Genomic DNA, 18,812 nt, shown 5'->3' on the forward strand with positions numbered 1-18,812 from the left:
ATTTCGTGTAAGCTGAGTATGAAATTAAATGGTATGAGTAAAAACCTAACAGATAATGAGGATTGGGATATCCATCAGTTCAAAGTTTGTAAAAGACACTGAGCTAAGGGATTATCCCTTTTTTATTTGCATAAAATGAACATGATAGATGTTCCGGTAATGGAGGGGCTTCCTAATGAAAACCATTCAGTTGATTTTTGAGCATCTTCATTGGGCGAATCAGCGGTTGCTTAAGGACTTGCCAAGTATCATCAGGTCCTAGTTTATAATTTCTTTCGAAGATAACTAGATTATAAGAGTCAATGCCTGAGGATGTTAGGATATCTACAACCAAATGCGCTAATCCACTGATTTTAATGTATAATGATATTATTAACCGTGTCAGTGACACTGTCCGGATAAGGAACATAGTTTGAACACTTCAGCAAACCATACTCGCTAACGGACATAAAAAGTCTTTAACGGTTATCGTTAAAGACTTTTCTTAGTGAATAAATTTAATTAAAGTCTAGGAGATTGGAAAAATGGAAGAATTTATTAACCAGAAAAAAGCAGAAATGCTCGAATTAATTGAGCAGCTTGTCAATATAGATAGTGGGTCTTATGATAAAAAAGGCGTCGATCGGATAGGGGCTATTTTAACGCCAAAATTTGAAGAGCTGGGCTTTGTCGTTGAAGTGAACGAAGAAGAAGAGTATGGGAATAACTTGGTCATTCGTCATAAAAACGCAAAGGAACCGAAGATCATCCTTCTTGCTCATATGGATACTGTTTTTCCAGAGGGGACCGTGGTCGAGCGTCCTTTCCGAATTGAAGGAAACCGTGCATATGGCCCTGGGGTGGTCGATATGAAATCAAGCTTAGTTGAACTTTTATTTGCGATTAAGGCGTTAGATCATTCTGGGTCAAACAGTGGTGAAAATATCGAAATTATTTTAAATGGTGATGAAGAAATTGGCTCTCCATCCTCCCGCGCATTAATTGAGGAGCGAGCCGTGGGGAAGGAATATGCACTTGTGATGGAACCGGCGCGAAAAGATGGTTCCCTTGTCATGGCAAGACGTGGTGGTGGGAGGTATACCCTACTGGTGGAAGGAAAGGCAGCTCATTCTGGAATTGAACCTGAAAAGGGACGAAGTGCAATCGAAGAGCTCGCCTATAAAATCATTCAATTACATGATTTAACCGACCACGAAAAAGGAATGAGTGTGAATGTCGGACTAATCGAAGGCGGCACGGCAGTCAATACCGTATCTGATAGTGCGGTAGCACATGTCGATGTGCGTATTTCTGAAATGGAGCAAGGGGAATTTTTGGAAGGAAAAATGAAAGAAATCTGCGCTACTACGGATGTCCCAGGGACAAATGTTGTGTTAGAGGGTGAAATCGGACGGCCACCGATGGAACATAATGAGCAAACAAAATCTTTATTCCATATTATCAAGGATGTTGGCGAGGAGATTGGGGTGAAAATTTCGGGTACTGCCACTGGTGGCGGTGGGGATGCTTCCTTTACTGCCGCAAACGGTGTAGCCACAGTAGATGGCCTTGGCCCAGTTGGTGGAAACGCACATAGTGACAAAGAATACTTGGAAATTGATACCCTCCCTGAGCGGACCTTATTATTGGCTATGACGATTGACAGGCTTTCGATGAAGGATTAATAAAAATCAAGGTAGGCTTAGATAAGCTACTTTTAACTATTTAAAGAAACTGCCCGGAACATCCAACACACTGGATACTCCCGGGCAGTTTTTAGTTTATCCGATTTACAATTTCTTTCATATTTTTACGCGTTTTCGGACGAGGTTCTTGACCACGATAACCAAAGGCGGAGCTTAACCTTTTATTTGATACTAGTAGGTCCAACTAACGAAGTAGGAGTTCGATCAAGGATGAGCAGACAGATTTTTGCGTAGCCAATACTTTCGTAATTTGAAAACAGTTGTTTTACCAGGTAAAATTGAGAGTCCTTTTTCAAAGCATCTAATTCTCTTTTATACATATTAAGGATTGAATCTGAGACAAAAGTGGGTGTTTCCTCCTTACAATCGACATCAAGTAGCGAACAGCCTAGATAGTGGTATTTAAACTGTAAAGCCCTAGTCAAATGGACGGCATGTAAAAGCTTTTCATGTAAGTATGAAGCGTCTTTTTTAATTCTTTCAAGTTTTTGCAAAGCTTCTTGTAGGTTTTCGATACTAGATAAGGTAATCATTTAATCTCCTCCTCGTTTCCGCTGGCAATATCATAAGAAACATACGCTTCCTTTCCATTACAATCTGATATGTTCATCTGTCTCCCGTTTTAGACCATTTCCATACTAGCAATGAGCCTAAGTTATTACTTCAAAGTGTAAGCCGAACTTCTATTCATGTAAAATGGTTATTTTTCATCTGTAAGATAGCTGTTGTCTATGTAACTGCTTACATTATAGTAAAAACCTTTTTCTACATAACAATAGGAGCTCATTCATGATGAGCTCCTTGATTATTCTCGGTTTCAAGTTGGTTCCTTGTAAAATTAAGCCATTCTTTCGCTGCTAAGGAAAGATATTGATTCTTTCTCCAAATCACTGCCAAATTCCAGTTGATTGTAGGGTTCACTATTTTTACGGAGCTTACATCTTCATGAAGCTTATCACACACACTTTCTGGAAGCAGTGCAACACCTAGCTTATTTGCAACCATTTCAACAATATTTGTTTGTTGAGTACTCTCAGAAATAATGGTTGGATTAAAACCAGCAGCATTACATGATAGAATGATTCGGTCATTCAAAACAAAGTCTTTATTAAATAAAATAAAAGATTCATTGACTAAGTCGCTTAAATCTACTTTCTCTTTTTTGGCAAATGGGTGCGAGGTATGTAGAACGAGCCTAAGGTCTTCTGCCAATAGTGAAAAATATTCGAAGAGGTTCTTCTTGGTTGGCAGGACAATCACACCAACATCAAGTTCGTTGTTTTCCACAGCCTCCTCGATTTTCTTGCTTCCATGCTCGACTAGTTGAAAGGTGATGCCCGGATGTTTCTCATGAAAGTACCCAATAATCTTCAGGAAATTTTGCGCATCAAAGATTGGAGGGAGACCAATTCGAATATGGCCCTTTTTAAGACCAGATAGCTGCTCTAGCTCTGTTCCAAGGTTTTTGAAGGCTTGGTCAATAAGCTTTGATTGCTCGTAGATTATTTTTCCGGCGTCTGTTAAGACTAGTTGTTTTCGTGATCGTTCAAATAGAGTAACCTCCAACTCTAGTTCAAGGTTTTTAATCATTTTACTGATTGTCGGCTGGGTAATATACAAATGATCGGCTGCCCGAGAAAAACTATTAAATTCTACGACTTCAAGAAAATACTGTAAATGTTTAATATCCATTCCATCCACCTGCTTCTATTTACAACCTACTATGACAATATTATTTTAACATACTACCGTAATCTTCAAAATAAACAGTCATATTCTGTTGAATGGGAGTGGAAACATTCTCTTAAAAAGCTTTTTGATCAGTGAAATTTAGAAGATTAAATAAATTTAAAAAAATAGGCAGGATTCGACTTTACCTTAGAGAAAGTAAACCTATAGGAAGTTTTTCACTGTAGAATTATATGATGAAAAAGGAGAATGAAACATGAAAGTATGGCAAGTAAAAGAATTGGGAGACCCACAAGATGTATTGAGTATTACAGAAGTTGAAAAACCAGAATGGAAAGAGAACGAAGTACTAGTTGAAGTGAAAGCGGTTGCGCTTAACTTTTTCGATATTCTTCTCTGTCAAGGAACCTATCAGGAAAAACCACCTCTACCATTTACATTTGGTTCGGAAATTTCAGGTGTTGTGCTGAAATGTAGTGAAGGTAGCAGATTTAAGGTTGGACAAAAGGTAATGGCTCAACCAGCAGCACCACATGGCGGTTTGGCTGAATATGTATCAGTGGATGAAAGTAGAGTGTACCCGATTCCCGAACAAATGCCTTGGGACGAAGCGGCAGGATTATTCATTACTTATCACACTTCTTACTATGCCTTATTCAATAGAGCAAATATCCAAAAAGGCGAGGTCCTTCTTGTGCATGCTGGTGCTGGTGGGGTTGGCTCTGCAGCCATCCAATTAGGAAAAGCTGCGGGTGCCTATGTCATTGCCACGGCAGGTGGAAGTGAAAAGACGCAGATCTGTAAGGAGTTAGGTGCAGATGTTGTGATTGATTATTTAACAGAAGATTTTGTTGAGGTTGTTAAAAAGGAAACAGGAGGAAAAGGCGCAGATGTGATTTACGATTCGGTTGGCGGAGATGTATTTGAACGTTCAAAAAAATGTATCGCCTTTGACGGACGCCTTCTTGTAATTGGATTTGCTGGGGGCACGATTCCTTCTATTGCTACCAACCATGTTCTCGTAAAAAATTATTCCGTCGTTGGTGTCCATTGGGGATATTTCAATCGACTCTATCCTGAAAAAGTAATCAAGGAGCATGACGAAATCATGGCTCTTTATGAAGCTGGAAAAGTAAAACCTCTTTTATACAAACATTTTAAGTTTGACCAAGTACCTGAAGCGCTAGAGCTTTTAGGTGGAAGAAAGACTTGGGGAAAAGTCGTTATTAACATGGAAAGTAAGTAATACAAATGTTTTCTATGAAAATGACGATGTGAAAATTTTCTAACAAGTGTGCGTAAAGACTACAACTACAAAAGAGAGAGGAATTCAAAATGAAAGTTCTAGAGTTATTTGATTTAAAGGATCAGGTCGCCGTGATTACTGGTGGTGGCCGGGGGTTAGGGGAACAAATTGCTGAAGTTTATGCGGAAATGGGCTGCCATCTTGCTTTGTGCTCTCGGAAAAAGGAAAACTGTGAGGAAGTAGCGGAAAGACTTGCTAAAGAATATGGAATAAGAGCCAATAGCTATGCGCTCGACGTCACAAATGAAACACAGGTAGAGGAAGTAGTCGAGCAAGTGATAACTGATTTTGGGAAAATTGATATTTTAGTGAATAATAGTGGGGCCACATGGGGTGCTCCCGTTGAAGAGATGCCACTTGATGCGTGGAATAAGGTGATGAACGTCAATGTAACGGGAACTTTTTTAATGAGTAAGGCCGTTGGCAAGCATATGATTGAACAAAGAAACGGAAAAATCATTAATATCGCCTCTGCAGCAGGCTTGACTGTCAGACCGCCTGAAGTGACCAATACAATTGGCTATACAACTAGCAAAGCAGCGGTCATTCATTTTACAAAGGATCTGGCGATAAAATGGGCAAGACATAATATTTATGTAAATGCCATTGCTCCTGGAATGTTCCTTACCAAGATGACCGCAGGCACCTTAGCTCAAAAGGAAGAGGATGTACTAGAAACGATTCCCTTAAAGAAGATTGGGGACGAAAACATGTTGAAAGGGGCGGCCATCTATTTGGCGACAAAAGCTAGTGACTTTGTCACAGGGACCGTCTTAAGTGTGGATGGTGGGAGCACCTTGTAAGAGTAACTTTGGAGGATCAGTGGCAATATTGGCACGTTCCTCCAAGGTTTTTTATTTTAATAGGTTAATATATACTTATACAAAAGGAACTGAAAAGTGGGTGTAACTTGAAATGAAAACATTGAAAATTGCTAGTATTCCAGGGGATGGGATAGGAAAGGAAGTGGTCCCAGCCTCCATTGATGTATTGAAAACAATCGCAGATGTTCATGGCGGGTTGAAGTTTGAGTTTGTTGATTTTCCTTGGAGCTGTGAATATTATCTTGAGCATGGAACGATGATCCCCGAGGATGGTTTAAAGAGATTAACCGATTTTGATGGTATTTTCTTAGGAGCCGTTGGAAACCCCAAGTTAGTAGCAGACCATATATCACTCTGGGGGTTACTGATAAAAATTCGTCGTGAGTTTGAACAAACCATTAATCTACGTCCTGCTAAGGGTATGAGGGGGATTCAATCCCCACTTTTAAACCCAAAGGATTTCGATATCATGGTAGTCCGGGAAAATAGTGAGGGCGAGTATAGTTCGGTTGGCGGCACAATCTACCAGGGTGAAGATGAAATCGCTATCCAAAATGCTGTATTTTCAAGAAAGGCAACAGAACGTGCCATGCGCTTTGCCTTTGATTTATCGACTAAACGTAAGAAGCATGTGACAAGTGCAACTAAATCGAACGGAATTGTTTATTCCATGCCGTTTTGGGACAAGGTTTTCAAAGATGTATCGAAAGAATATCCTGAGATTAAAACCGAATCTCAGCATATTGATGCGCTAGCAGCTTTCTTTGTTACCAAACCACATCGCTTTGATGTCATTGTCGCCAGTAATTTATTTGGTGATATTCTCACAGATATTGGTGCAGCGATTATGGGTAGCATCGGCATTGCGCCAGCGGCAAACATCAATGTTAACGGCAAATACCCGTCCATGTTTGAACCTGTACACGGAAGTGCACCTGATATCGAAGGCAAAGGCATTGCCAACCCAATTGGTCAAATTTGGACAGCGAAAATGATGTTAGACCATTTCGGCGAAGAAGAACTTGGTGCTAAACTGTTGGATTGCATTGAAAATGTAACAGGTGCTGGATATTTAACACCAGATTTAGGTGGCAATAGCACGACAAGTGATGTTACGATCGCGATTATTAACCAATTGAAAACGATTTAAAGAGTATTTCAGTAGTGCCATTCATTAATGGGGCATAATCAGACTCTGATTTAGAAAATTCTTTACAAAGATAAAGGAGAAAGTATCATGCAAACTGAAGGATTTATTGAGGTTCCTGGCGGAAAGGTCTGGTACCAACTATATAATAAAGATTCGACAGAAACACCACTACTCATTTTACATGGAGGACCGGGTTCCTCTTGTTATTCCCTACAAGGATTAAAGGCACTTTCAGACAATCGTCCTGTCATCTTTTATGATCAATTAGGTTGTGGTCGTTCGGACAGGCCTTTCGATTCTTCTTTATGGAAGATTGAAAGATTTGTTCAAGAATTAACAGATATTCGCCAGGCACTTAACTTAGATGAAGTACATATCCTTGGACACTCCTGGGGAACAACTTTAGCAGCTGCTTATTGCTTAACAAAGCCAAGCGGGGTTAAAAGTGTAATTTTCTCAAGCTCTTGTTTAAGTGCGCCATTATGGGAGCAAGACCAACAGCGGAACCTAAAAAAATTACCGGGAGAAATTCAAGAAATCATTAAAACAAGTGAAGCCAATGGGACAACAGATTCAACGGAATATAAAGAAGCAACAAAGGTATTCAATCAACACTTTGTTTGTCGCTTAGATCCTTTACCTGAATTCTTAAAAGAAGGAGCCCATTTAAAGAATTCTGAAGTCTACAATATGATGTGGGGACCTTCAGAGTTTACAGTGACCGGCAACTTAAAAAGCTTTGACTGTACCTCTAAACTAAACGAAATTACTTGTCCCGTGCTGTACACTTGTGGTCGTTATGATGAAGCAACACCGGAAACAACGGAGTATTATAGAAGCTTAACTCCGAATTCTAGTATGCATGTATTTGAACAAAGTGCTCATATGCCATATTTGGAGGAGACCGAGGAATATTTACAAGTTATCGGGGACTTCTTAAAAGCAGTAGACCAAGATAATGAGAATGTATAGTCTTCGACGGAACATGCTGAAATAGAATGAAAGGATGGGGAAACCGTGAACCTTCCTTCGTTTTTAACCCTCGTTTTAACAAGTTTTTTTCAGCTACTTTCACTTGTAGGATCGTTAATCGCAGTTGGTTTTATTTTGGGAATCCTCGAGCGCTATGCAAATATCTATCAGACAAAGGCATTTGGGCAGAAGGGCGTTCTGTTAACTGCTTGGATCGGGACTCCGATTCATGAAATCGGGCATCTCCTGATGTGTTTCATCTGGGGACATAGGGTCACAAGAGTAAAACTTTTGCAATTGAATCCTAAAAATGGTGTCCTCGGCTATGTTGAGCATCAATATAATCAAAGTAGTATGTACCAGCAAATTGGACTGTTTTTTATTGGTCTAGGTCCTATTTTCAGTGGGATTGGTTCTCTGATTTTAGGAATGTACTTCCTGGTTCCAGGGTTGTATGCAGCCTTAAATAACTATATTTTTTATGAGCTTAACTTTATTGAAGCGACTGTAGTGGAAGTAGTAGTCGAAATCTTTTCTATCATGGCTAAAAGCTTTTTTACTGTCGAAAATTTTATTAATCCGCTGTTCTGGCTTTATATCGTGTTAGCCATTTGTATTTCGTCGCACATCGCGCTTAGTAAGGCGGACGTCGAGGGGGCGTCACGAGGATTGATTGCCCTGTTTATTGCCCTAATTATATTTAATTTAGTCGCTAGTTTTCTAGGGGTGGATTCCCAACAACTGATTGCTAAAATCGCACAGTATAATATATATGTTCTAGCTTTTTCAAGTATTGCCCTGTTATTTTCGCTCTTAACGTTGCTGTTTAGTTATCTGGTTTATAGGTGGAGAATTTCGTAGTTTGGTTATCTATTGAAATACATTTTGCATATGTTACTATATTCTAAGAAGTTTATTCTATAGAATATACGAATTTCTTGACATCTATAAAGGAATTTTTACTAGAGTAATTATTCTTCTAGAATATGTATTTTAGATAATCAAGAGATTTTAGGAGCGTTTAGATAGATGGCAGGTATCGCAAAGAAGAAAAAGGTACAAAGAAATTTTAATGTTGTTCTGATTTTGTTTGCTTTTCTGTTCTTCACTGTGTTGATTCAACAATTTTTTCAGCTTCAAAATCAGCCTAAGAAAGTGACTTCTGTCGAAACAATCATTTCTGATGACGTGGCCAAGTACACTCCTGTTCTCCGACAAGAATTAGAAAAGGTTAATCTTGAAGAATACACAGTGGTATTAGCCGCGATTATGCAGCAGGAAAGCAGGGGAAAAGGTGGAGACCCAATGCAAGCTTCTGAGTCAGCAGGGCTTGCGCCAAACACCATTTCTGATCCTCAGCAAAGCATCAGACAAGGAGTGAAGCACTTCCAAAACACACTATCCTACGGCACTAAGAAAAAGGTTGATTTCCCAACAATTATCCAGGCTTATAATATGGGCATTGGTTATATTGACTTTGTTGCTCAAAATGGAGGCAAGCATAGCGAGGATGTAGCGAAGCAATTTTCTTCAATTCAAGTAGATAAAAATCCTGCAGTCTATAATTGCGGCGGAGATCAAAACAATTTCCGTTATCCTTTTTGTTATGGGGATTTTTCATACACTTCGAAGGTAACACGAAATATCGAAAGTCTTACTGCGAGCAATCCAGAATTGCCTGGTTTGCTCGTGGATTTATAAAGTTTTCGCCTGCTAAAAAAGCTGTATTTGTTTCGAAATGAAATTCTTTGAATTTTATGGAGGATTTTCCCTCATCTCCACGAATTATGTAACAAAAAGGAGATGAGGGCATGGAGCAGGTTGCCAATCAACAGTGGATTTGCTCTGAATGTAATAAAGTCATTACCGATGAAGTCGAATATACCGATAACAACGGGGTTTGTGATGAATGCTACAGTATCCCTATCAAGAAGAGAATAGGTAAGGTAAGAATTTAACTAGTAAGCAATGCGATGACACCCCATTTAATCGCATTGCTTTTTTGTATCTTTTAAAAATTTATTAAGCATCTCTGCATGGAAATACGCAACATGGAGATAATAGGGGTAAGGACTTGTAGCTCAACGGTCAGAGCAGTCAGCAATTTCTATACAAATTGTTGTTCTTCTTGTGGGTTCGACTCCCGCCAAGTCCGTCTCCTAGACATTTTTTAAAATGAAAGGTCATACACCCAGTCACTGGGTCTGTATGGCCTTTTTATTATTATGATTCCTTGCCTGGAGGAAACACTTAGAGTGAATGGGAAGACAACCCTAGTTAAAGATCAAGATTTGCTAGAACAATGGCTGTGAAAGGAAAAACGCCAGCACTTGCCATTGGTGTTGGTCGAGGAATGTTTTATCCATTGTGCAAAGGCGTTTAAGCGATCTAAAATGTGGGAACCGACTTCATGGGAGAATAAAGAAAACTTGCCAAATGCCGCAAAAATTCTATATGAACATGCTAGGCTCCCTGACAGTAGTGTTGAATCAATAGCATGAAGGCTAGACGAAAGCTATAAAAATCGACTCTATTGAACAGAGAACAGTGACCATCTATCCTCATTCTGGAAATGCAAAAAAGATTTACAATCCATTTTGGAAGTCTTAAGTTGACAAGATCTTTTAAAATAAGTGAAAAACTTTAGTGTGCGTTCCATCGCTTTAATAGTTCCCTGATATTTCTCTTAATGTGCTACCTATTTTCAATCGGAACATGTACAGGTATATCAAATAACCATAATAAAAAGATGGCGAACGGGACACTGATGACTAATGCTAATAAAGGCTTCTTATGATGCAAACGCAAGAACGGGAACATGATACAATCGAATGCTGTGGACCAAAGCAAACTCCAACCATATCCATAGAGAATACTATCTCTTTTTAGTAAGATGATCTCGGCAACAACATATAATCCAATCCAAAAAGCATAATGACGAACGACTCTCCATTTCCCTCTGCCCTCAGGATATCGAGACAAAAACATAAGAGCAGTTGCAGGGAAAGTAATAAATGTATAGGACATTTCAAGTAAGGTATGATTGAACCAGTTGATAAAGTCAGGGGATAATCTCCATAACCAATGTGAAGCACATAAAAAATTATAGGTTAGGTTGCCAATCGCGATATATTGCATCGTTGTGTAATACTTCCCCCAGTTACGGTAGTCCCCCCTGTACCAAACAGCTATAATACTGATCAGTGCTAGGATAAGATGCATACATTGTTTCCCCTCAGCATTTTTTTGCTTATTTTGTCCAATTTAAGAATTATCATTATGGCTCAGGCAGACTTTGTACTTTGAACAGAATAATTGAATCCTCAAGATTCTCTAATTAAAAACAATCTTATATACGTGATACATGATTTGTTTTTGGGACACCTTAACCGTAAGGAAAGCAAATGGTTTAATTTAGCGAGGGAGCGATATGATGGGCAGTGAGCGGGTGAAAACGATTGAGAACCCTCCTTCTGAGGAATCAAAATATATTCAACAGCATTTAGCAAATGAACGGACGTTTTTGGCTTGGGTGCGCACGGCGATTGCCATTATGGGTGTTGGTTTCTTAGTAACCAATTTGCACTTTAGTATGATTGATAACTTAACTGCAGGAGGAGATATGCTGGCCACGATTATTGGTTTAGCCTCCGTCGGACTCGGTGTGCTCACAGTCTTGATGTCGATGATTGTTTATTTTAAAAAGATCCATTCGATTAATAACCAATCATTCGTTTCTTCAAAAACATATATTGTCACTTTGAGTACCATTATTATCATCATTGCGATATTACTAGCCGTATATTTTGTCATTGTCTAACCGACACTTCAGAATAACTTCATTTAGGTTAGTGTTTGAAGATGCTTCTAGTATAGCGTTTCTTGTGAAAGGAATTTGTTTTATAAAAAACGAATACCTATGATAAGGGACTTTTTTACTAGGAGGGGATGTCGATGGAGAAAAAGAAATGGAACATGGTTAAAGGCAAGGAAGGAAAAGGAGGATTAATGGTATTGGGAGAGAAACCAGATATCCTTCCGAAGCAAGCTTTTATTTCTTTGACAAGAGGAGAAGGATTGAATTTTGCACAGCTGGTCATTAACCAAGTGTTTACGTTTCTTGTGATGAATCAAATGAAAAAAATTCCTGGACTTCTCTATGCAGAGGTAGAGGGTGAGCTGATACGAGGAAAAGGCAACGGTCAAACGATAACCGTTTGGGACGGCAAAACCATGCCGCAACTAAGAAACCGTGGCTCACATGGGTTTGCGATGAAGTTTCTTGGCTGGGTTATTCACCGCAAAAATACTCAAACGTATTATCTCACCTACAAAACTAATGGGAGTATCCCAACAAAAGAACAAGCAACTGATATTCTAAAAAAATCCGGGAAGTTTTATGATCGAGGATTATTAGTTCGAAAAGCAACTCCACCAAACCTGGATGAAATCATATCCTAGGGTTCAGGGTCAGAGGGATAGGATTATTCAGTATAGGAGCCACTGACCTTTGTCAAAAATACTATCTATTTTTGTTAATCTCACAAACTCGTGCCCTCGTTCTTCCAAATAGACTTGTTATGAACAAGACCTGGCTTTTCAAGGTCTGTTTTTTTTGCTCAAATTTCGATTAGACAGAACAATGGTCGTCTTGTATATTCCGAATAATTTGTAATATAAACATAGGACTGACTATAAAATGGTGGTAGAGTTGTTATTTTATTACGAGCCAAATGTACAAAGAAAAAAGGGAGGAGGAGAAAGCAATGCTTAAATCTGTCACCTTATTTTTTGATCGTTTAGTTCAACGATATTTGCCTGATGCCTTTTTATTTGCGATTATTTTGACGATTGCCGTTTTTTTATTAGGGATTGGTCTAACGGATAGTTCTCCAATGGAAATGGTCCAATTTTGGGGCACTGGTTTTTGGGATCTATTAGCCTTCGCGATGCAAATGGCCCTCATTGTTGTCACTGGATATGTGCTAGCGAATAGTCCATTTTTTGAGTCAGTGTTGGCGAAATTAGCGAGACTTGCGAAAACACCTGGGAAAGCGATTTTACTCGTATCGTTTATCACGATGATTGCTTGTTTGATTAACTATGGGTTTGGCTTAGTGATTGGTGCTTTATTTGCCCGTCATTTGATTCGGCAAGTCCCGACGGTTAGTTACCGATTATTGGTAGCTAGTGCCTATACGGGGATGTTGGTCTGGCATGGTGGGTTATCTGGTTCGATTCCGTTAACGATTGCGACACCTGGTCATTTTTTAGAAGAAACTTTAAGTGTTATCCCGATTACGGAAACCTTGTTTTCAAGCCTAAATATTTTTATCGTCCTGGCATTATTGATAACGCTTCCAATTTTAAACTTCTTTTTATTAAAAGTAATTGAGGATACAGAAAAGACTGATTTGCGTCGGGCTCAAAATCAGATGGCTGCTGCCGCAAAACCAACAACTGATTCCGCTGTGGAGCAAACAGATGAAGCAATAACTACCCCTGCGGATCGTCTCGAAAATAGTAGAGTTCTTTCTATTGTTATCGGTGTATTAGGGTTAATTTTTATCATTTATCATTTCGTCCAAAATGGATTAGATTTAAATATTAACATTGTCAACTTTATCTTTTTGTTTCTAGGGATTCTCTTCCATCAGACGCCACGTCGTTTCTTGAACAGTGTAACCGATGCTGTTAAAAACTCTGGGGGCATTATTATTCAATTTCCTTTTTATGCTGGGATTATGGGAATGATGGTGACTTCAGGTCTTTCCGAACAAATGTCTCTTTGGTTTGTTGGTATTTCCAATGAATTTACCTTCCCACTATTTACCTTCATTAGTGCGGGAATTGTTAATTTCTTTGTTCCTTCTGGAGGAGGTCAATGGGCGGTACAAGGTCCAATTATGATACCGGCTGCGATGGAGCTTGGTGTTGATACAGCGAAGACAGCAATGGCTGTTGCGTGGGGGGATGCTTGGACCAATATGATTCAACCGTTCTGGACACTGCCTTTGCTTGCTATTGCTGGTTTAAAAGTGAAAGATATCATCGGCTTTTGTGTGATTGCCATGCTATGGGCTTTTATCCCGATTTCTATTGGATTGTTGTTTCTATAATTCTATGAATTCAATTCACTGTTAACAGAAAAATATTTGAAAAGAGCGGACTTTGGGTCTGCTCTTTTCTAATGGTGCGATTTATACACTGTTTATTTGAGGAGTATCACCTTCCAAATATAACAGCTTTTCTTCTATACTACTGGTTTTGGTTTATATAGCGAATCTTTTGATCAAACACTTAATTGTAAAATTTATGTAAAATGCACCTTTAGACTTAGTCCTCCTATGTTAAAATATGTATATAGATGGAAATTCAGAATAATCAACCCAGTCATCGTAAATCTTTTACATAGAGTATATAGATAAAGAATTGGGGGAGATATGATTGAAAAAAACAGTTTATCTTTGGGTTTTGGTAATACTACTATTCCTGTCGGCTTGCTCTAGTTCAGCTAGCACATCTGGTGAAAAAGAAGTCAAACTTCCGGTAACAGCAGATTTACCTAAGGATCGAAAGGTTGGCGAAATCATATTGAATGTCCCTACTAAAGAAGAAGATTTCGTTCAACATGAATATGGCTTCCTTCTTGCAGAGGAATGGAAAAAACTAGGTTTAGATGTCATTGTTGAACCCCTAAACGAAGATAGCTTATCAAGACTTACCGAAAACGAATCAGATTTTGATGCCATGACAGGTATTTGGCATGGACAAGCTGAAAAATTTGACCCTGATTTTTTTATCTACCGAACTTTGCACTCTACTCTTACTGCAACGAATGGAGACAACAAAACTGGATATAAAAATCCCGATTATGATGTCTTAGCAGAAGGTCAAAGAACGACCCTAAATCAAACAGAACGGAAAGAAATTGTAACAAAAGCGGAGGATTTATTTCTCGAAGACATTCCCTATGCCCCTGTTATCCACCGAGCATTATTAATGGCATACAATGAAGAAAAATTCACGAATTTCCAATATGGTAGTGAGGAGGGCTTAAATAGTTTTTGGACCTTTATGGCTATTGAGCCTACAGGTTTAAATAAATATGTGCGTTGGGCTTACCCACGCGAAATTGAGTCGTTAAATCCCCTTGCCTCTACAAGTATGCAAGACTTTCAGGTTACAAGACTTATTTATGATACCTTGGTAAAGATTACTGATTCAGGCGAACCCGAAAACTGGGGTGCAAAATCAGTGGAAGATGCGAATGGAGATGGATTAACCTATCTCATCACGCTCAGAGAAGGAATGAAGTTTCATGATGGCAAAAAGGTCACAGCTAAAGATGTCCAATTTTCTTTTAATCTAGTGAAAGAGGTTGATTCGGCTGCCTTTAGCCACTTGGTCGAGGTTGTTGATAAAGTGGAGGTAGTGGACGAGTTATCGGTCCAAATTACCCTTAAAGAAGCTTTTGCGCCGTTTGTGAATCAAACACTCTCACAACTGTATATTTTCCCTCAGCATTATTGGGGGCCAATCCTAGAGAAAGAAGGGCCAAAAGGGGTAATTGAAAATAAAAACGAACAACCAATTGGCAGTGGTCCTTTTAAACTAGCTTATTGGGAGCATGGGAAAGAGCTTAAGCTTGATGCCGATAACGGTCACTTTTCACCAGCAAAAGTGAATGGAATTCTTCGTATCCTCTATAGTGATACCGAGGCGATGCTTTCGGCAGTTAAAAATGGACAAGCGGAAATTGGTGGAGTTAGTCTTTTACCAGAACAGGCAGAGCGAATAAAGGATGCTCAAACTCTTCAAATTGCTCATGTGCCAACCATTGGCTTAGACCATATTATTTATAATAATAGAATAAAGCCATTCGACGATAAAGCCCTTCGTAAAGCTTTGACACTTTCGATTCCAAAGGAAACAATTGTTGAAGAAATCCTACAAGGAGCAGGGAAACCTGCCAATTCACTCATATCGCCAGCTAACGGGAAATGGCATAGTCCGGATCTTAACGGATATGAATATAACCTCACATCTGCGGTTGATACCCTAAAAGAAGCAGGCTACAAGTGGGACGAGAAAGGGAAATTGTATTACCCTGAGGGGAAAGCAAAAAACTAGAGAAAGGAAGGCTGCTCTTAATTCAGTTTTTAGCTATTTGTTCAGGTTACTGCTAACTTTTCTAACTTCATTTAATTTTTGTTAATGAAACCATTCAGTAAATAAAACTGGGTGGTTTTTTCTATCTAAAAAAATCTATATAAGTTTATGCAAGGAAAACTATGTTAGGTTTTGTGACATGAATGTGTTATTGAAATTTTCAAAATGTTATAAAGTACTAGAGGAATCCAAACCGAAAAGGAGGATTAACATATGGAAAAGCAAAAGCTAGTACTAATAGGAAATGGAATGGCCGGAATAAGGTCATTAGAAGAAGTGCTTAAAATAAACCCTAATGAATTTGATATGACTGTTTTTGGCGCAGAGCCATATCCAAACTATAACCGCATTCAATTATCAAAGGTGCTACAAGGAGATACAACGTTAAAGGATATCACTTTAAATGAATGGCAGTGGTATGAAGATAACAATATTCGTCTGTATCCCGGAGAAACCGTTACGCGCATCGATAAGGAACGACAAATTGTCTATACGGATAAGGGAAAGGCACAGTTCTATGACAAACTCATTATTGCAACAGGCTCTAACCCTTTCATGCTACCGTTGCCGGGAGCGGATAAAGAAGGGGTGATTGCATTTCGTAACATTAAGGATACCGAGACAATCGTTGAGTATGCGAATAAATACAAAAAGGCTGCCGTCATTGGTGGTGGGTTATTAGGGCTAGAAGCGGCACGTGGATTATTAAACCTAGGGATGGAAGTAGACGTTATTCATATTCAGGACTTCTTAATGGAACGCCAGTTGGACCGGACTGCGGGGAAGCTTTTACAAGCTGAATTGGAAAAGCAAGGGATGAACTTCCTACTGCAGAAGTCTACGACCGAAATACTTGGAAAGAAACAAGTGACAGGCCTTCGGTTTAAAGATGGCAGTAGGATCAAAGCTGATTTAGTAGTAATGGCGGTCGGGATTAAACCCAATGTAACACTTGCCACAGAAGCAGGTATTCCTGTCAGTCGTGGCATTCTTGTTAATGATTATTTAGAAACGGAAATTCCCAATATTTATGCTGTAGGGGAATGTGCCGAACACCGGGGGATGGTGTACGGATTAGTTGCCCCTTTATACCAACAAGGTGAGGTCCTTGCAAAACGTATCTGCGAGGTTGAAGCAGAAGGCTATAAAGGATCTGTACTTTCAACCCAATTGAAGGTATCTGGAGTTGATGTATTTTCTACTGGTAAAATCAATGAAGACGAGAGTTCTAAAGTATCAAAAATGCATGATGACTTGCGTGGTGTATACCAGAAAATTATCTTCGAAGAGGGGAAAATGGCCGGGGCAGTCTTGTTTGGGAATACAAAGGATGGCAATAAATTGCTAAACTTTATTAAAAAAGGAACCACGATAGAAGAGTATTTAGAGGCCACGCAAAATGCTGAAACAGAAATGAGTTCGGTCGCTGATATGTCAGACGAAGAAATGATTTGTGGTTGTAATGGCGTTACAAAGGGAGCGATTGTTGAAGCCATCCGCACACAAGGGTTAACAACCGTTGACCAAGTCAAAGGCTGTACAAGTGCTTCTCGTTCCTGTGGAGGGTGTAAATCACTTGTTTCTGAATTGCTTCAATGTACACTTGGTGATTCGTATGATGTAAATCAGAAAGAAGCGATTTGCGGCTGTACGACACTTTCACGAGACGAGGTTGTTCAAGAAATTCGTGAGAAAGGCCTAACTCATATTCGTGAAGTCATGAATGTTCTTGGCTGGAAAACAGACGGTTGTTCGAAGTGTAAACCAGCACTCAACTACTACTTAGGGATGATTGACCCACTTAAATACAAAGATGAAAAAGAAGCACGCTATGTGAATGAACGTCTTCATGCCAATATTCAAAAGGATGGAACCTACTCTGTCGTCCCAAGAATGTATGGTGGAGTAACGACATCAGAAGATCTTCGGAAAATTGCCGACGTGGCTGATAAATATCAAGTCGGAATCATTAAGGTAACGGGTGGGCAGCGTATTGATTTGCTAGGAGTTAAGAAAGACGATCTTCCTAAAATTTGGGCTGAGCTTGATATGCCGTCAGGTTCCGCGTATGCAAAAGGACTTCGTACCGTGAAGACTTGCGTTGGTGAGAGTTATTGTCGATTCGGTACTCAAGATTCTATCGGAATGGGCATCACACTTGAAAAGAAGTTTGAAGGCTTAAACACTCCTCATAAATTTAAAATGGCTGTCTCCGCTTGTCCGCGTAATTGTGCCGAAAGTGGCATCAAGGATGTTGGAATTGTTGGCGTTGAAGGCGCATGGGAAATGTATGTTGGTGGGAACGGAGGAACCCATCTTCGCCAAGGGGACTTATTATTCAAGTTTAAATCTGGGGAAGATTTAATTGAAATGATTGGGGCGTTTCTACAGTATTACCGCGAAACAGCCAATTATTTAGAAAGAACATCAGCGTGGGTGGAACGTGTAGGTCTTGACCATATAAAAGAGGTCCTTTCGGTGGAGTCAATGGTGAAAGACTTAAACGCTCGGATGGATGAGGCATTATCGATTGTTCAAGATCCATGGAAGGAAGCCCTAGGGAATAAAACGTTGTTAAGAGACCTGTATCAAACAGTGAAGATACCGACTGAATTGAAATAAAGCAATTGGAGGTTTTAAAAATGGAAAATACGCTTCGTCCTGTATTAGTTGGAAATGTTGCTGATTTACCAGAAAAGCTTGGGAAAACGGTGAAGGTCGGTACAAAAGAGATTGCTGTTTTTAGACTTGAAAATGGTCAGATTCGAGCCATTGAAAATCGTTGTCCCCATAAAGGCGGAGTCCTAGCCGAAGGAATTGTGAGTGGAGAATATGTCTTTTGTCCAATGCACGACTGGAAAATTAGCGTCATCGACGGTAAGGTTCAAGACCCTGATGTTGGTTGTGTCCAGTCCTTCCCTATTGAGATTAAGAATGAACAAGTATTTATTTTACTAGAAGAATGAAAGATATGGCTCTGATTGAATCTAAACAGAATTTATTACAATATTCAT

17 protein-coding genes are annotated in these 18,812 nt (G+C 39.3%); 14 read left to right on the forward strand and 3 right to left on the reverse strand.

The features are described from left to right. Positions 1 to 524 precede the first annotated feature (524 nt). A complete protein-coding gene (locus LG336_RS13010; RefSeq protein WP_404332924.1) occupies positions 525 to 1,664 on the forward strand; it encodes a M20 family metallopeptidase in 1,140 nt (379 codons plus the stop codon). Between the two features lie 182 nt (positions 1,665 to 1,846). Here LG336_RS13010 and LG336_RS13015 read toward each other — a convergent pair whose 3' ends face one another. Beyond that, entirely contained in the window at positions 1,847 to 2,218 is a 372-nt protein-coding gene (locus tag LG336_RS13015) for a hypothetical protein (protein ID WP_404332925.1), read from the reverse strand. Between the two features lie 250 nt (positions 2,219 to 2,468). Next, on the reverse strand, positions 2,469 to 3,377 hold the full coding sequence (gene cidR, locus LG336_RS13020; RefSeq protein WP_404332926.1) for a cidABC operon transcriptional activator CidR: 909 nt from the start codon (positions 3,375 to 3,377) through the stop codon (positions 2,469 to 2,471). 253 nt (positions 3,378 to 3,630) lie between these two features. On the opposite strand from cidR, the gene LG336_RS13025 reads away from it, so the two are divergent. The 7 genes from LG336_RS13025 (at position 3,631) to LG336_RS13055 (ending at position 9,584) form a co-directional block, all read left to right on the forward strand. Further along, entirely contained in the window at positions 3,631 to 4,620 is a 990-nt protein-coding gene (locus tag LG336_RS13025; RefSeq protein WP_404332927.1) for an NADPH:quinone oxidoreductase family protein, read from the forward strand. An 89-nt stretch (positions 4,621 to 4,709) separates the two neighbouring features. Continuing rightward, positions 4,710 to 5,483: an SDR family oxidoreductase gene (locus LG336_RS13030; protein WP_404332928.1), complete on the forward strand. Its 774-nt coding sequence runs from the start codon at positions 4,710 to 4,712 to the stop codon at positions 5,481 to 5,483. A 112-nt stretch (positions 5,484 to 5,595) separates the two neighbouring features. Next, complete coding sequence (locus tag LG336_RS13035; RefSeq protein ID WP_404332929.1) at positions 5,596 to 6,654, forward strand: tartrate dehydrogenase; 1,059 nt, start codon at positions 5,596 to 5,598, stop codon at positions 6,652 to 6,654. Positions 6,655 to 6,738: 84 nt separating this feature from the next. After that, positions 6,739 to 7,626: a proline iminopeptidase-family hydrolase gene (locus LG336_RS13040; RefSeq protein ID WP_404333157.1), complete on the forward strand. Its 888-nt coding sequence runs from the start codon at positions 6,739 to 6,741 to the stop codon at positions 7,624 to 7,626. A gap of 45 nt (positions 7,627 to 7,671) precedes the next feature. Further along, positions 7,672 to 8,487, forward strand: a complete 816-nt coding sequence (locus tag LG336_RS13045; protein WP_404332930.1) for a hypothetical protein — start codon at positions 7,672 to 7,674, stop codon at positions 8,485 to 8,487. A 168-nt stretch (positions 8,488 to 8,655) separates the two neighbouring features. Next, on the forward strand, positions 8,656 to 9,327 hold the full coding sequence (locus LG336_RS13050) for a lysozyme family protein (protein ID WP_404332931.1): 672 nt from the start codon (positions 8,656 to 8,658) through the stop codon (positions 9,325 to 9,327). Between the two features lie 110 nt (positions 9,328 to 9,437). Then, positions 9,438 to 9,584: a hypothetical protein gene (locus tag LG336_RS13055; RefSeq protein ID WP_404332932.1), complete on the forward strand. Its 147-nt coding sequence runs from the start codon at positions 9,438 to 9,440 to the stop codon at positions 9,582 to 9,584. Between the two features lie 736 nt (positions 9,585 to 10,320). Here LG336_RS13055 and LG336_RS13060 read toward each other — a convergent pair. Next, positions 10,321 to 10,848 (reverse strand): CBO0543 family protein, encoded by a 528-nt coding sequence (locus LG336_RS13060; RefSeq protein WP_404332933.1) that lies wholly within the window; start codon positions 10,846 to 10,848, stop codon positions 10,321 to 10,323. 208 nt (positions 10,849 to 11,056) lie between these two features. Between LG336_RS13060 and LG336_RS13065 the strand changes: the two genes are divergently transcribed. The 6 genes from LG336_RS13065 (at position 11,057) to nirD (ending at position 18,764) form a co-directional block, all read left to right on the forward strand. Further along, on the forward strand, positions 11,057 to 11,446 hold the full coding sequence (locus tag LG336_RS13065; RefSeq protein ID WP_404332934.1) for a YidH family protein: 390 nt from the start codon (positions 11,057 to 11,059) through the stop codon (positions 11,444 to 11,446). 134 nt (positions 11,447 to 11,580) lie between these two features. Next, positions 11,581 to 12,087 (forward strand): hypothetical protein, encoded by a 507-nt coding sequence (locus LG336_RS13070; RefSeq protein ID WP_404332935.1) that lies wholly within the window; start codon positions 11,581 to 11,583, stop codon positions 12,085 to 12,087. Between the two features lie 305 nt (positions 12,088 to 12,392). Beyond that, a complete protein-coding gene (locus LG336_RS13075) occupies positions 12,393 to 13,745 on the forward strand; it encodes a short-chain fatty acid transporter (RefSeq protein ID WP_404332936.1) in 1,353 nt (450 codons plus the stop codon). Between the two features lie 328 nt (positions 13,746 to 14,073). After that, on the forward strand, positions 14,074 to 15,759 hold the full coding sequence (locus LG336_RS13080; protein WP_404332937.1) for an ABC transporter substrate-binding protein: 1,686 nt from the start codon (positions 14,074 to 14,076) through the stop codon (positions 15,757 to 15,759). Positions 15,760 to 16,011: 252 nt separating this feature from the next. Continuing rightward, positions 16,012 to 18,420, forward strand: a complete 2,409-nt coding sequence (nirB, locus tag LG336_RS13085) for a nitrite reductase large subunit NirB (RefSeq protein ID WP_404332938.1) — start codon at positions 16,012 to 16,014, stop codon at positions 18,418 to 18,420. 20 nt (positions 18,421 to 18,440) lie between these two features. Continuing rightward, positions 18,441 to 18,764: a nitrite reductase small subunit NirD gene (gene nirD, locus LG336_RS13090; protein WP_404332939.1), complete on the forward strand. Its 324-nt coding sequence runs from the start codon at positions 18,441 to 18,443 to the stop codon at positions 18,762 to 18,764. Positions 18,765 to 18,812 lie beyond the last annotated feature (48 nt).

The sequence above is a fragment of the Mesobacillus maritimus genome, from assembly GCF_044803185.1.
Taxonomy (GTDB): domain Bacteria; phylum Bacillota; class Bacilli; order Bacillales; family Cytobacillaceae; genus Mesobacillus_B; species Mesobacillus_B maritimus_B.

Coding starts and splice junctions, on each gene's coding strand:
- LG336_RS13075 (WP_404332936.1), top strand. CDS start 12,393: ATGCTTAAATCTGTCACCTTATTTTTTGATCGTTTAGTTCAACGATAT.
- cidR (WP_404332926.1), bottom strand. CDS start 3,377: ATGGATATTAAACATTTACAGTATTTTCTTGAAGTCGTAGAATTTAAT.
- LG336_RS13065 (WP_404332934.1), top strand. CDS start 11,057: ATGATGGGCAGTGAGCGGGTGAAAACGATTGAGAACCCTCCTTCTGAG.
- LG336_RS13050 (WP_404332931.1), top strand. CDS start 8,656: ATGGCAGGTATCGCAAAGAAGAAAAAGGTACAAAGAAATTTTAATGTT.
- LG336_RS13025 (WP_404332927.1), top strand. CDS start 3,631: ATGAAAGTATGGCAAGTAAAAGAATTGGGAGACCCACAAGATGTATTG.
- LG336_RS13015 (WP_404332925.1), bottom strand. CDS start 2,218: ATGATTACCTTATCTAGTATCGAAAACCTACAAGAAGCTTTGCAAAAA.
- LG336_RS13055 (WP_404332932.1), top strand. CDS start 9,438: ATGGAGCAGGTTGCCAATCAACAGTGGATTTGCTCTGAATGTAATAAA.
- LG336_RS13060 (WP_404332933.1), bottom strand. CDS start 10,848: ATGCATCTTATCCTAGCACTGATCAGTATTATAGCTGTTTGGTACAGG.
- LG336_RS13030 (WP_404332928.1), top strand. CDS start 4,710: ATGAAAGTTCTAGAGTTATTTGATTTAAAGGATCAGGTCGCCGTGATT.
- LG336_RS13010 (WP_404332924.1), top strand. CDS start 525: ATGGAAGAATTTATTAACCAGAAAAAAGCAGAAATGCTCGAATTAATT.
- LG336_RS13070 (WP_404332935.1), top strand. CDS start 11,581: ATGGAGAAAAAGAAATGGAACATGGTTAAAGGCAAGGAAGGAAAAGGA.
- LG336_RS13035 (WP_404332929.1), top strand. CDS start 5,596: ATGAAAACATTGAAAATTGCTAGTATTCCAGGGGATGGGATAGGAAAG.
- nirD (WP_404332939.1), top strand. CDS start 18,441: ATGGAAAATACGCTTCGTCCTGTATTAGTTGGAAATGTTGCTGATTTA.
- nirB (WP_404332938.1), top strand. CDS start 16,012: ATGGAAAAGCAAAAGCTAGTACTAATAGGAAATGGAATGGCCGGAATA.